Source organism: Pseudoruminococcus massiliensis, from assembly GCF_900291955.1.
Classification (GTDB): domain Bacteria; phylum Bacillota; class Clostridia; order Oscillospirales; family Acutalibacteraceae; genus Pseudoruminococcus; species Pseudoruminococcus massiliensis.
The window spans coordinates 1-15,489 of sequence record NZ_OLMR01000004.1 but is presented as its reverse complement, the minus strand read 5'-3'; the positions used below and the strand labels follow the sequence as shown (position 1 = coordinate 15,489).

Annotated in this window: 7 protein-coding genes, 2 tRNA genes, 1 rRNA gene and 1 pseudogene; 5 read left to right on the top strand and 6 right to left on the bottom strand. The window is 33.1% G+C overall.

Annotated elements, in window-relative coordinates; all coding sequences use genetic code 11:
- Positions 1–562: 562 nt before the first annotated feature.
- The 4 genes and pseudogenes from C9914_RS12025 to C9914_RS06840 form a co-directional block, all read left to right on the top strand.
- A pseudogene (locus tag C9914_RS12025) lies at positions 563–1,054 on the top strand (hypothetical protein); the annotation flags it as partial.
- Positions 1,046–2,116 carry an ABC transporter substrate-binding protein/permease gene (locus C9914_RS06850; RefSeq protein ID WP_408003191.1) on the top strand — a complete coding sequence of 357 codons (1,071 nt, stop codon included), beginning with the start codon at positions 1,046–1,048 and terminating at the stop codon, positions 2,114–2,116. The pseudogene C9914_RS12025 and the gene C9914_RS06850, both read left to right, overlap by 9 nt.
- The gene (locus C9914_RS06845; RefSeq protein ID WP_408003190.1) at positions 2,100–2,855 is read left to right on the top strand and encodes an amino acid ABC transporter ATP-binding protein; all 756 of its coding nucleotides are present in this window, start codon (positions 2,100–2,102) and stop codon (positions 2,853–2,855) included. The genes C9914_RS06850 and C9914_RS06845 overlap by 17 nt, the downstream gene beginning before the upstream one ends.
- A gap of 765 nt (positions 2,856–3,620) precedes the next feature.
- A tRNA-Leu gene (locus tag C9914_RS06840) sits at positions 3,621–3,708 on the top strand.
- 225 nt (positions 3,709–3,933) lie between these two features.
- Here C9914_RS06840 and gap read toward each other — a convergent pair.
- Positions 3,934–4,971, bottom strand: coding sequence for a type I glyceraldehyde-3-phosphate dehydrogenase (gene gap / locus C9914_RS06835; RefSeq protein WP_106764334.1), 1,038 nt, complete (start codon positions 4,969–4,971; stop codon positions 3,934–3,936).
- Positions 4,972–5,316: 345 nt separating this feature from the next.
- Here gap and C9914_RS06830 point away from each other — a divergent pair.
- Positions 5,317–5,393, top strand: a tRNA-Met gene (locus tag C9914_RS06830).
- 252 nt (positions 5,394–5,645) lie between these two features.
- Here the strand turns inward: C9914_RS06830 and C9914_RS06825 are convergent.
- The 5 genes from C9914_RS06825 to C9914_RS06805 form a co-directional block, all read right to left on the bottom strand.
- Positions 5,646–6,878: an HlyD family efflux transporter periplasmic adaptor subunit gene (locus C9914_RS06825; RefSeq protein WP_106764332.1), complete on the bottom strand. Its 1,233-nt coding sequence runs from the start codon at positions 6,876–6,878 to the stop codon at positions 5,646–5,648.
- A gap of 3 nt (positions 6,879–6,881) precedes the next feature.
- Positions 6,882–8,999, bottom strand: coding sequence for a type I secretion system permease/ATPase (locus C9914_RS06820; RefSeq protein WP_106764331.1), 2,118 nt, complete (start codon positions 8,997–8,999; stop codon positions 6,882–6,884).
- A gap of 89 nt (positions 9,000–9,088) precedes the next feature.
- Entirely contained in the window at positions 9,089–14,092 is a 5,004-nt protein-coding gene (locus C9914_RS11910) for a calcium-binding protein (RefSeq protein ID WP_456238921.1), read from the bottom strand.
- A 175-nt stretch (positions 14,093–14,267) separates the two neighbouring features.
- A complete protein-coding gene (locus C9914_RS06810) occupies positions 14,268–15,026 on the bottom strand; it encodes a hypothetical protein (RefSeq protein ID WP_106764327.1) in 759 nt (252 codons plus the stop codon).
- 384 nt (positions 15,027–15,410) lie between these two features.
- Positions 15,411–15,489, bottom strand: a 23S ribosomal RNA gene (locus tag C9914_RS06805); the annotation flags it as partial.

Sequence of the window (15,489 nt, the reverse complement as noted above, 5' to 3'; positions counted from 1 at the left end):
ACGGCGTTATCAAAACACAAAAAAAGAAACTACCGCTTAGCTAACGCACTAATCTTAGACAATTAAAAGTTTCGCTCGAGGCGGCGAGCCGCCGCTCCCAAGACGCGGTGCGTGACCGCACAGGACAAGACGCGGAATCGCTCGGCTTTGCCTCGCTCGTAGTGAAGTTAAAGAAGATAGTTAACACGGTCGAAGAAACTACCGATTAACTAATTCACTTTTCTAAAACACTTAAAAGTTTTGCTCAAGCTTTTTCAAAAGCTTGCGGTTTCCAAAGGCAGAGCCTTTGGTGGGTTTTAAGGGCAACGCCCTTAACATTTCTTGCCTTTAAAGGGCGGACTTTGTCCGCCCTTAGGAACTAATGTTGCTAACAAGAGAATTTTATGTTAGGCTTCGCCCAAAGGTATTTCGCCCTCTGCGGAGAGCGACAAGGGCGTTGCCCTTGTCCTACGAGCCTTTTTACTGTCTTAAGGAAGTTATTTTGCTTAATTTTCGGCTTATTCATTGTAAAAAGCAAAAATATGTGATATAGTTTTTTTATATATTGAAGGAGGAAGTTATTATGTTAAAAAGTAGAAACAAAAATCAGACGGCTTGGCGGTTTATCTGCATTTTACTTGCCGTCACAGCACTTTTGAGCTGTTTTATGCTCAGCACAGCAAATGCGGCAGATACCACAAGTCAAAACGATAACACTATTACAAGTGCTAAGGACATTCCAGGAAAAAAAGTTGGTGTTCAGCTTGGTACAACTGGTGATGACTATGTCACCGAATATGAGGGTGACGAAAAAGGCACTACGATTGAACGCTATAATAAAGCCGCTGATGCTATTCAATCACTTAAACAGCAAAAAATCGATTGTGTTGTAATTGATGAACAGACAGCAAAATCCTTTACAGAGAAAAATTCTGATATTAAGATTCTCGATGAGGAATTTGCAAAGGAACAATATGCTCTTTGCATAAAAAAAGGCAACAAGGAGCTTCTCGATAAGCTCAATAACGCCATAGATGAATTACAGGCAGACGGAACTTTATCAGATATAGTTACAAATTATATTGGCTCTGCAAAAGAAATCGGTACTAAGCCTTATAATGAAAAAAATGTTGACCGCAAAAACGGTACTTTAGTTGTTGCAACAAATGCTCAGTTCAAGCCATATGAATACTATGAGGACGGAAAAATCGTCGGTATTGATATGGATATGATGAGAGCTATATGCGATAAGCTTGGAATGGAACTAAAAATTGAGGATATAGAATTTGATTCCATTATAACCTCCGTGCAATCTGGTAAGGCAGATGTTGGTGCCGCTGGTATGTCTGTTACTGAGGATAGAAAAAAGAATGTCGATTTCTCAAATTTCTATGCTGAAACAAGACAGGTTATTGTTGTAAGAAATACAGAATCAGGTGCAGCCGGCATATCATTCTTCGAGAAACTTCAACAGAATTTTGTCGATAGCAGCCGTTGGAGCTATATCGTCACAGGTCTTGGCAACACACTTCTTATTACACTCTTTGCAATTATAATCGGTATTGTGCTTGGTGCACTTATCGCAATCGTAAGAACCATACATGACCAAAACCACAAGCTTAAAATTTTGAATTTCATCTGTAAGCTATACCTCACCATTATAAGAGGTACTCCTGCAATGATTCAGCTCCTTATAATCTATTATGTAATCTTTGCGTCGGTCAATATTGATAAGATTCTCGTTGCTGTTGTCGCTTTCGGTCTTAATTCAGCCGCTTATGTTGCCGAGGTTATCCGTTCAGGCATAAACTCAGTAGATAAGGGACAATTTGAGGCAGGTCGCAGTCTTGGTCTTACATATAAGCAGACTATGCTTTCAATTATTCTTCCACAGGCTTTCAAAAATATTCTTCCTGCACTCTGCAATGAGTGTATCAGCCTTCTCAAGGAAACAGCTATCAGTGGTTATATCGGACTTACAGACCTCACAAAGGCTGGCGATATTATCAGAAGTCAGACCTTCGAGGCATTCATACCACTTATCGCTGTTGCACTTATCTACCTCGTAATAGTAATGATCTTAACCGTAGGTGTAAATAAACTCGAAAGGAAGCTTAAAAATGACAATGCAAGATAAAAGCACAAATCAAGTTCTTATAGAAGTAAAGGACCTTTGCAAAAGCTTCGGTGAACACGATGTTCTCAAAGGCATAAACACCACTATCTCAAGGGGCGATGTTATCGCTATTATAGGACCCTCCGGCTGTGGAAAATCTACTTTTCTCCGCTCTCTTAATCTACTTGAAACACCTACAAGCGGTGTCATAAAATTTGAGGGCACAGATATAACCGATAAGTCCGTAGATATAAATAAAATGCGTGAAAAAATTGGTATGGTATTCCAGCAGTTCAACCTTTTCCCTAATATGACAATCAAGCAAAATATTATGCTTGCACCTGTCAAGCTTGGCAAGATGACAAAGGACGAGGCTTCAGCAAAAGCTGATGAGCTTCTCGCAAGAATCGGTCTTTCTGAAAAGGCAGATTTATATTCACCACAGCTTTCTGGCGGTCAGAAACAGAGAATCGCTATTATAAGAGCTTTAGCAATGAATCCTGATGTAATGCTCTTTGATGAGCCTACATCAGCACTCGACCCTGAAATGGTCGGAGAAGTTCTTGCTCTTATGAAAGACCTTGCAGAATCAGGTATGACAATGGTTATAGTTACTCACGAAATGGGTTTTGCAAGAGAGGTTGCAAATAGAGTTATGTTCATCAATGATGGAATAATTCAAGAAGAAAACAATCCTAAGGAACTATTCGGAAATCCGCAGAACCAAAGACTTAAAGATTTCTTATCTAAGGTTCTATAAATCTAAATATTCAACCTATCATAAACGGTGATTGCAATAGCAGTCGCCGTTTTTTTGTTGACAAGCTCACCTAAGGCGGCGAGCCGCCGCTCTCAAGACGCAGAATCGCTCGACAAGTCTCGCTCGGTGTTGATAAATGAAGATTATTGCTGCGGTCGAAGAAATTTCCAATGAACTACCGAACGGGCGAACACAGTTCGCCCCTACGCTCAGCTAATGTACTTATTTTAGATAGTTAAAAGTTTCGCTTGAGCCTTTTCAAAGGCTCACAGTTTCCAAAGGCAGAGCCTTTGGTGGGTTTTAAGGGCGAAGCCCTTAACATCTCTTACCTTAAAAGGGCGGACAAAGTCCGCCCTTAGGTACTAATGTTGCTAACAAAAGAAAATTAAGCGGTGGACAAAGTCCACCGCTTTTAGAAGTAAAGAATGTTGGGCTTCGCCCAAAGGTATTTCGCTCTCTGCGGAGAGCGACAAGGGCGTTGCCCTTGACCTACGAGCCTTTAAAAAGGCTCGACCTAAACTTTGAGCATCTTAGAGAAGCTTTATCGTAGGGGCGAATAAAGTCCGCCCATTGGCAATTTCTTCGACCGTGGCAATATATTTCTCTAATCAACTGCGAGCGAGGCTTGCCGAGCGATTCCGCGTCTTGGCAGTGGCGGCTCGCCACCGAATAAATTTTATAACAATAATAATTTTTTTCTTACAACGCTTGAAAATTGAAAAAAGTTATGTTATAATTTAAAAGTTAAATCTTACATATATTTTTGCGGGTATGGCGAAATTGGCAGACGCAAGGGACTTAAAATCCCTCGGACTAATACTCCGTACCGGTTCAAGTCCGGTTACCCGCACCAAAAAACGAGCAACTCAATTAATGTGGGTTGCTCGTTTTTGTTATTAATGCCAAACATCTCAAAATATGAAGTGCGTTCTGCTAATGCACAAATTCCTTTCGATAATAAAGATTAATAAATAAAGGAGTGGTTTCAGCCACTCCCTTTTTTATAAACAAAAAGAAGCACCTCGCCATAGTGACGAAGTGCTTCCTATAAATCAGTTTAGTTTAAACAGTTTTAAGATTAAGCAAGCTCTGCGAAATACTTAATTGTTCTTACCATCTGGCTTGTGTAGCTGTTCTCGTTATCATACCAAGAAACAACCTGTACCTCATAGAGGTCATCAGCAATCTTAGATACCATTGTTTGTGTAGCATCGAAGAGTGAACCATATCTCATACCGATAACATCAGAAGATACGATTGGGTCTGTGTTGTAGCCGAAAGACTCAGAAGTAGCAGCCTTCATAGCAGCATTGATGCCATCAACTGTAACATCAGCGCCCTTAACAACAGCTGTAAGGATAGTTGTAGAACCTGTTGGTACAGGAACACGCTGTGCAGAACCGATGAGCTTGCCGTTGAGCTCAGGGATAACAAGACCGATAGCCTTAGCAGCACCTGTTGAGTTAGGAACGATATTAGCAGCACCTGCTCTTGCTCTTCTGAGGTCGCCCTTTCTATGTGGACCGTCAAGAATCATCTGGTCGCCTGTATAAGCGTGGATTGTTGACATAATACCGCTCTGAATTGGAGCATAGTCATTAAGAGCCTTAGCCATAGGAGCGAGGCAGTTTGTTGTGCAAGAAGCAGCAGAAATGATTGTATCATCAGCTGTAAGAGTATTCTCGTTTACGCTATAAACGATTGTCTTAAGGTCACTGCCTGCAGGAGCAGAGATAACAACCTTCTTAGCACCAGCATCGATATGAGCCTGTGACTTTGCCTTAGAGCAATAGAAGCCTGTGCACTCGAGAACAACATCTACACCGATTTCGCCCCATGGGAGCTCAGCAGCGTTAGCCTTAGCATAGATTGTAAGAGTCTTGCCGTCAACTGTGATTGTGTTAGCCTCGTCATCAGCCTCTACTGTGTGGAGATTTTGACCAATCTTACCGCAGTAGCCACCTTGTGCTGTATCATACTTGAGAAGATCTGCAAGCATAGAAGGCTTTGTGAGGTCGTTGATAGCAACAACTTCATAACCCTCTGCACCAAACATCTGGCGGAAAGCAAGACGACCGATACGGCCGAAACCATTAATAGCAACTTTAACTGACATTGTAATTATACCTCCTAAGTTTTTACTGCTTTTATTTTATAGCATTTTGAGAAAAAATACAAGTGTTTGTTTAAAATTTAACAAAATTTTCTTAAATTTATTTTCTACTTTTCGAGAATTTTATATTTTGCAGTAATTTTTTTATATATTATTCTAAAAAAGCGTCTTTGCCCTTATATTCTGTTCAACTTTTTAAAAATTATTCAGAATAGTTCTAGTTTTTACGCATATACTGTTATTAAGTACGCTAAAGCAAGATTTAATATTTTCTAAAAAATCTTTTAAAAACTATTGACATTTCATTGTTAATGAGTTATAATAATAAAGCTCTCAAAAATAGTATATCGCGGGATGGAGCAGTTTGGTAGCTCGTCGGGCTCATAACCCGAAGGTCGTTGGTTCAAATCCGGCTCCCGCAACCAACAAAAGCCATTAATCATCACGATTAATGGTCTTTTCATTTTCTGAGAATAATTGAAATACTGAATTTTTTCTACTATTGCTTAAAAAATTGTCCGTAACACCTCAAAAGTGCTACGGACTTTATCTCTATACATACCGCTATATGTTTTTAGGTGAAAATGTTTTTTCGGCATTTAAAAGTTTAATATTTTACTTAGCTTGATATTAAGAGCGAGGTATATGTTCTTAATTGTTTTTTAATTATTGATATATTATTTTTCCTTTAAACTTCCATTAAATCCATTCAAAATAGGCTCTAAAAAATATGAAATAATACTTCTCTGCCCAGTTTTAATTTCTAAATTACCAGATAATCCAGAAATAATTTTTATATTCTTATTATCATTTTCTATGTCAGTTATAACACGATATACATTACCTATGTTATCTACAACATCTGAATTTGGACTTATATATATAATCTTTCCAGATACAGTTCCATAATCAGAATATGAATATGCATCAAGTTTTATTTGAACTGTATCACCAATATTTATATCTGCTATATCTTTATTTTGTATATAACATTCCATTTGTAATGGTACATCATTTGGAACAATCGACATCAATTCTTGATATGAATTAACTATATCCCCTATAGAATTTACAGCTAAATTACTTATATAACCATCGGCTGGTGCGGTAATATGGGTATATTTTTCTGATTTCTGATATTGTTTAAGCTTTGTATTTAAATTTGATAATTCACTCTTTTTTTCAGAATAAATATTATTTATTTCTTGTTTATGCTCTATATCCAGATTCTGGATTTTTAATTCAGCATTTTCTAATTGAAGTTTTTTCTGTTGTACTATCTGTTCTTGGGCTTTAAGAAGTTCTGAACTATTTTTATAACTTTCCTTTGTTGCCACTGCGTTATCATATTCCAATTTAGCGGATTCTTTTGACAATTCAAGTGATTTTTTAGATAAAGAATAACTATTTTCTTTTTCTATAATAATTTCGAGATTACTTTTACAATTTTCATTATAATTTTTTAAAGAAATATTGGATATATCTATTTTATCAATTAGTTTTGAATAAACATCTATTTCAGCTTCAATGACACTTATTTGCTCTTTTATAAAAGTAATATCTGTTTCAGATTCAGTATCAAGCTCAATCAAAATATCTCCCTTTTTCACACTTTGACCATTTTTTACATATATCTTTTTAATATTTCCAGAAAGATAAGATTTAACTATTACTATGTTTCCTTCTGGAATCACCTGACCTTTTGCAGTAACAACAACATCTGTTTTCGCTATGCAAGACCAAATAATTGTAACAATAAGCAATGAAAAGATTGAGTATATAATAATCTTACCGGCTTTATGTGCGGGTCGTTCAATTATTTCAAGAATATTAGGCATAAAATCATATTTTAACTCACTGTTTTTATGTTGGCTATATTTTAAAATATAATCCGAGATTTTATCTTTCATTTACTATTCTCCCATCTGTTGTTTATGATATAAATATGAATATAAACCATCTTTTGCAAGTAAATTTTCATGTGTATCATACTCAACCAATTCGCCTTTATCTATAACCATAATTTTTTGAGCAATTTTCAAGGTTGAAAGCCTATGTGCAATAATTAAAACTGTTCTTCCTTTACAAATATCTTTTAAATTTTTTTGGATAATACTTTCGGATTCATAATCAAGTGCAGAAGTTGCCTCGTCAAAAATCAAAATACGAGGATTAGCTATAATAGCTCTGGCAATAGCAATCCTTTGTTTTTGACCACCTGATAATCCTATGCCTTTTTCTCCAATTACAGTATCATATCCATTAGGAAGTTCTGTAATAAATTCATGTGCACCCGCTGTTATAGCTGCTTGTATAATTTGTTCCGCTGAAGCTGACGGCATATGTATAGCAATATTTTCACTTACAGTTCCAGAAAACATATAATTTTCCTGCAATACTACACCTATCTGTGTTCTCAACCACAATGGATTTACCAATGAAATATCAATATTATCTATACTGATTTTTCCACTTTCTGGAATATATAATCTTTGTATTAACTTAGAAATTGTACTTTTTCCTGACCCACTTCGACCAACTATACCTATTATACTTCCCTCAACTATATTAAATGTAACTCCCTTTATAACTTCTGGATTATCCATTTTATATCTGAATCTTACTTTATCAAATGATATTTTTCCTTTAATTGATGGAAGATTAGAAAGATTATTATTAGAAATCGGTTCTGTAGGAGAATTAAATATATCACCTATACGCTTTACAGACATTGAGGCTTGCTGATATTCCTGCCAAAGCTGAACCAATCTTAGAACAGGTCCGGTTACTCTTCCCGAAAGCATTCTAAATGCTACCAATGCACCAACAGTTAATGCTCCATTCATCACAGCTACAGCCCCGAAAACAAGAATAAGTAACTCAAACATTTTTTGTATAAATTGGGCTATACTATTAGAATTAGCAGAAACCATGGATGTTTTATATCCTGCCTTAACATATTCTGATTGTATATCTCCCCACTTTTTTTCAAAATTTTCTTCTAATGCAAAAGATTTAACGGTTTGAACACCATTAATAGATTCAACTAAGAATGATTGAGATTCAGCACCTGCATTAAATTTTTCATCTAATCTTTTTTTAAATATTGGTGTAATAATTGCAGAAAGAATTGCAAAAACAGGAATCGAAGCTACTACAATAAGTGCAAGAGATACATTATATATAAAAAGGATAACTATATATACAATAATAAAAAGAAAATCTATTATTGAAGATAATGGTGTACCTGTTAAAAAATTTCTAATATTATCTAATTCTCTAACTCTTGCCACTGTTTCACCCACACGCCTGGATTCAAAGTATTTTAAAGGAAGTGCAAACAAATGTTTAAATAACTTATAATTTAGAATTACATCAATTCTATTTGTTGTATGAGTAAAAACATAATTTTTTGCTATTCCAAGTACCAATTCATAAATATAAACTATTATAATTCCAATAGCAATAGACCACAATGTAGACATACTATTATTGACTAAGACTTTATCAATAACAACTTGTGTCATTATCGGAGTAAGAATTCCTAAAATTTGTATTGTAAAAACTGCAATAAACACTTGAATAAATTGCTTTTTAAACTTAAGGATTGTTGGAATAAACCATTTAAAGCCAAATTTTGTTTCAGAATCTATAAATTCTCTTTTTTTCAGTAATATGGTTGTTCCACTCCAAAATTCTTTGAATATATTCAAATCCATCATTTCAGGATTTTGTTTATCAGGATATAAAATCATAACTTTATCATTTAAAATTTTTGCAACAATAAAATAATTATCATTTTTATCCTTAACCATTACAGGTACTTTTAATTTTGCTAAATCTTCTATGCTCATTTTGCGAAGTTTTGCTTTTAATTTAAATGACTTCGCTATGCTTATAATATCAAGGTCACTTAATTGAGATTTTTGATTAAGCATTATGTGCTCTATCTCTTGTTGAGATATCTTTAAATTCAAAAATCTCATCAATATTATTAAACAACCTAATCCACTATCTAATTTATCATTCATTATATAATAATTTTCCTCTCTACTATAAAATAAAGACCAAATATAAAGAGCTAAAATACACCTTATATTTGGTCTAATCTCAAATATTATTAATTTGCTTTAACCCATATCTGTTCTAATACATTTCTTGTTCCTATAGAATCTTTCTCTATAGATTCACTCCAAGAAATATTATTTTCTGATGTATAAACTGACATATTTTCAATAAGGAGTTGAACTTGGTTATTTCTAAGTGCATATCCATCATTACTAATGATATTTTCTATTTGATTATTTTCGCCCTTAAACCAATCATTTATTGTAAATACATCATTAGTTTCATTCATAATTATATCAAGATTATCCTCATTTCTTGAAAATACAAGATTCAAGATATCAGTATTTATCTGCAAGGTATCATTTCCAGCAGAATCAGAAATATTAACAATACCATCTCCAGAAGAAAATGTATAGTTATTATCTATTTCCAAACTATCAAACGAAAAATTAGATTTATTAATTTTTGCAACTGTTCCATCAGCAAAAATATATTTGAAATTAGAATAATCATCTCTATAGAAGTAATCCTGAATAATCAATTTATCTTCTGTTCCATTTATACTTATTTCAAGGTTATAGCTATTCTTTTTCAAAGATAGGTCTTTGGGATTTACATTATCTGTGAACTTGATTACATTCAATCCACTGTTATCATAGATTGTATCTATACCATAACCCTTGCCAAAGATATATGTATCATCTCCACTTCCACCACGGAGATAATCGTTTCCTGCTCCACCATCTAATATATCATTGCCACTTGAACCATCGATAGTGTCATTACCACCATATCCATATAACTCTGAACTTTCATATACTGTTCCAAGATTATCGTTTGCATCAGTGCCACGAACTACTTTTAATATAGCTGTAATATCATCTTTTATCCATTTTGTTCCNGAACCATCGATAGTGTCATTACCACCATATCCATATAACTCTGAACTTTCATATACTGTTCCAAGATTATCGTTTGCATCAGTGCCACGAACTACTTTTAATATAGCTGTAATATCATCTTTTATCCATTTTGTTCCATCAGCAAAGACATATTTGAAATTAGAATAATCATCTCTATAGAAGTAATTCTTAATAATCAATTTATCTTCTGTTCCATTTATGCTTATCTCAAGGTTATAGCTATTCTTTTTCAAAGATAGGTCTTTGGGATTTACATTATCTGTGAACTTGATTACATTCAATCCACTGTTATCATAGATTGTATCTATACCATAACCCTTGCCAAAGATATATGTATCATCTCCACTTTCACCACGGAGATAATCGTTTCCTGCTCCACCATCTAATATATCGTTGCCACTTGAACCATTGATAGTGTCATTACCACCATATCCATATAACTCTGAACTTTCATATACTGTTCCAAGATTATCGTTTGCATCAGTGCCACGAACTACTTTTAGCATAGCTGTGATATCATCTTTAACCCAGTTTGTTCCATCAGCAAAGACATATTTGAAATTAGAATAATCATCTCTATAGAAGTAATTCTGAATAATCAGCTTATCTTCTGTTCCATTTATGCTTATTTCAAGGTTATAGCTATTCTTTTTCAAAGATAGGTCTTTAGGATTTACATTATCTGAGAACTTGATTACATTCAATCCACTGTTATCATAGATTGTATCTATACCATAACCCTTGCCAAAGATATATGTATCATCTCCACTTTCACCACGGAGAGAATCGTTTCCTGCTCCACCATCTAATATATCTTTGCCACTTGAACCATTGATAGTGTCATTACCACCATATCCATATAACTCTGAACTTTCATATACTGTTCCAAGATTATCGTTTGCATCAGTGCCACGAACTACTTTTAATATAGCTGTGATATCATCTTTAACCCAGTTTGTTCCATCAGCAAAGACATATTTGAAATTAGAATAATCATCTCTATAGAAGTAATTCTGAATAATCAGCTTATCTTCTGTTCCATTTATACTTATTTCAAGGTTATAGCTATTCTTTTTCAAAGATAGATCTTTGGGATTTACATTATCTATGAACTTGATTACATTCAATCCACTGTTATCATAGATTGTATCTATACCATAACCCTTGCCGAAGATATATGTATCATCTCCACTTCCACCACCGAGATAATCATTTCCCTCTCCACCATCTAATATATCGTTGCCGCCATTTCCAGATAAGCTATCATCTCCTAAGCCACCAAGAAGCATATCATCTTCAGAAGAACCATTTAATGTATCTTTTCCTGCGCCACCAACCAAAACTCCTTCAGTAGAAAGAGAGAGACTATCATTTGAATTTGTACCAACTATACCACCACAATATTTTTCTATAGTTTGAGCATATTGCATATTTAAAGAATATATATATGATTTAAAGTCTATAAACATATTTTTATCTTCAATAAGAAGAACTCGTCCTAAATCAGCAAGAGTTACAACAGAGGCAGAACCACTTTTAAGTTTGAAATATACATATGAATTAAACAAACTCAAATCATAATGCTTTTTACCATCAGGAAGATTTTCTATAGATATAAATTCTAAATAATTTTTAATCTCGCCATAAATCATTTCAGAATAATATGATGATGCAAGATTTTTATATGTTTTTTGAAGTATAGGACCTGCAAGTTGGTTTGGATTTGCACCAAATTGACCTGAAAAGTTTCTATCTATCATCTTTTCAATAACATTAAGCTGTCTTGCATCAATATATTGACCTCTACTTGTAGGGTCAAGCTCTGATACTCCACAAAGATTATAAAGTATATCATCTATAAGTGAAACTCGTTCGTCTAAATTTTTAGATTTTAAAAATTTCTTAACAAGGGTTGTAAGCTTACCTGTTGAATCCATAGCCATAGCATAATGCAGAGAATGAACACTTCCGACTGAACGCACATTTGGCAGAGCAAGAATATCATCGCTTATCTTAAATTCAATGTTATCCTTAGTATCAATACGGTCTGAAGAAAATTTAAATTCCCCCACAGTTGTTTCAGTTCCATCTTCAAAAGTAACACTCGAAATATTTGCAAGAACCGAATCATTAAATTTATCAGAAATTTTTTCTGTATAGTTTAGGTTTATTGAAGTAATTCCCGCCTCTTTTAATGTCATAAGTTCATCAGGGGTTGAAATACCATCTTTATTTTTATCCTGCCAAATAAGAAGTCTATTATATATCTCATCATGAGCATCAATCAGTCCATCAAGATTATAATCATATTGTGCCAGTGCCTCAAAACCAGATTTTGCATATGTACCATCTGAAAGAAGGGTTCTATCACCAAAAAGTTCTCCGCTATTGTTAATCTTACCATCTCCATTTAAGTCCAATGCAAGAAAAGCGTCATCACCTGTTATCCAGCCTGTCTTTTCAGCAAAGCCGTTTAAATCCATATCGAAATGTACGCCGTCTTCTATACCGGTAAGCTCAAAGCCTGATTTACCAAGGTCTATTACCAGTGGGTCATATACAATATTCTCAGCAGTTGTTATGCTTTTATCAGCATTATTAGCAGAACCTTTTATATCACCTGAAACTAATTTTTCCTGTTTAAGGTATAATATATAAGCAAGTTTATCTTTAAATAAATCAACTCTATCTTTTTGTGAAGTAGAATAAAGTATATTTAATGTATTTAAATAAGTTTCCTTTCTAAATAAATCAATTTTAAGTAGATTCTCTGCTCTCTTATTAAATGAAATAAGTTTATCATTTTGTGACATAACTTCCGAAATAAGTTTATTTAATGATTCCAGACATGTTCTTTCTCCAAAGGATAAACTGTTCACAAAATCTATATCATCAATCAAACTCCTATACTGCGAAAGAAATTCATAATAAAAATCAGCTAATTTTGATATTTCACCATTATTTTTATATAATTGTGCATTTCGTACCTTTTGCATAAATTCCTTATCAATTCCAGGAATCATTAAAGAATTTGCTCGTTCATCTTTGAGAAAACCTTCTAAATCAACATCTTCATCAAATATTTTTGTAATAAATAATGCCTTATTAAAAAATTCTTCTTTCGTTTTATTTAATAAATTATTGTCATTAATATTAGCATTATGTTCAATAATGTTATATATAGTGTTAAATTTAGGAGAAACTACTATATCAGCTAAAAATATAATAAGAAATTGGGAATTTGTTGCTGAAACAGCTAACTCAATTCCTTGGGTTGTCATACCAAACTCTTGAACACAAAATTGATCTAATGCTCCTCGCAAGCTTGGTATAAGGTAAGCAATAGCTAATATTACTTCTTGATTAAAATCAGGTTTTGTATTGGCAAAAGTCGGAACAACCACACACTCTGAAATAATCTCTAAAATAGCGTTTAAAGTAGAATCAGATATTGTTGCTGATGAATATTTTGTTAAATAAGAAATTAATCTTGAAAGAAAAGCTGGCTGTTCGACTTCTTCATTAAGCTCTCCATTTGAATTAAAGACTTTATTAGGGCAATGGTTTAAACCAAACTCCTTATCAAAATCAGCTTTTATATACTTTATGTCTCCAGCTATAGGAAATAGCAAAGAATTAACAAAATCATGTTCTGCCGAAATAGATGTTATTATTGATTTCCTCTCTTCTATTCTTGCGGAATAAAATTCAAGAAATTCTTTTGAAAAACCCTGTCCATCGAAGGATACACATCTTCCTATTCTAGCTGTAACAATAGTAACATATTGTGCCTTATTGCCACCTTTAGAATGTCCTGTTACTGTAATATTATTGCCATATTTTTTGGGAAGATTTTTTATGTAAATTGCTGCATCATCCATTATTTCTGATGAAACAGCATTTGCCATCATTAAATCATCTTTCCACTCATTACCGCCTGAAGTTCCACGAAATACTGCAACAACATCTTCGATTTCTTCATTATTTTCCTTTACAAAACAACAAGCACGCAAACCATTTTCATTAGAATCATTAGTTTCGTAATTCTGGGCTATATAATCATCTAAAAAATTCTTATTTACCTCATTATTTAAAAAAGATTCCAATAATTCTTTCCATTGCAATTTAGTCATATTGCAAGGATTGTTTGCAGTACAATTATCCAAATCGTCCAAGGCCTTTTTTATGATTTCATAAATAGACAAATTATTCATATCTATATTGTTTAAATAAATTAAATTGTCTAAAAATAATAATTGTGTTTCTGAAATTTTTTGATTTTCCATAATTATACTCCTTTTATAATTTTTAAGATATTGTTCCATCGCCACTTAAAATATATGATTTTTCTTTTTTATAAATCTCTGAAGCATTTTTATTTATCTCATATAAATAATTTGATTTTATGTAATTATTTTTTTTATTTATAATTCTTCCAAAACAAAAATAAATTTTAAAATTATCTTTTATTGAACTTATGAATTTATCAATATTTTGCAAGTTTATTTCATCATAAAAATAATAAACATCTACAAAACTAATCTTTGAAGATAAATATTCAGAAAATTTCATATTATGGGTTACTTTTTTCGTAGTTCCTATTCCATTTGGAAAGCCTACTTTTACTATAATTTCATCGCCTAGTAATTTTTTAGCAATATCATAAAAATACTTTTCTGCATCATCCTTCATATAATATTTATAATAATCATCGGAATAAGTATATATTGTGAAGCCATCTTCATCTTTTTTATCACTTGAGCTACCATAAACCATAACTTGTTGGTTATTATACTTTTCAGTTTTAAAACCAACTTTGTAGTAATTATCAGCCCAGTTAGGCGATGCTGCCGAAATAAAAGTAAAATTATCATCAGGGTAATTTTTCTTTAAGTACTCCGTTGCTTGGTTTATAACTCTTTCCTTAACATCTTCAGGAGTTATTCTTTTACTGCTTGTTGTGTCTGATGAACTTTGATTTTGTTGTGCAAATTTACTGCAACCAGCCGTACTAACAGAAAGTATTAATACCAGTAGTATGGCTAATAACCTCTTTCCTCTTTTCATTCTTCTACCTCTCTTATAATGAATTTTTATACACTAACCTCATATTTTCAGTTAGATGTTAATTATAACATAATTTATTTTAAATTTGTTATATCTGGTATAAAAAGGGCTTTTTCTGGTAAACTTTGTACTTGATATACAATTTATGTAAGTAATCAGCCTTAAGTATTAAAATTAATGTGATTTCAATAATATAAAATAATAAAAATGCACCACAAATAGTATTTCACATTCGTGGTGCATTTTACGCAGATAATTTAATGTTTTATTTTTTATGTATTATTCATACAAAAAAACAGCCTACCCTATTGGGTAAGCTGTATATAAAAGGGATTTGCACCCTCAAAACTGAATAAAGAAGCAGATTTGCTTGAACCAAAGTTCATGGTCAAGCCCTCGACCTATTAGTACTGCCAAGCTGAATACCTCACGGTACTTACACACGCAGCCTATCAACCTTGTA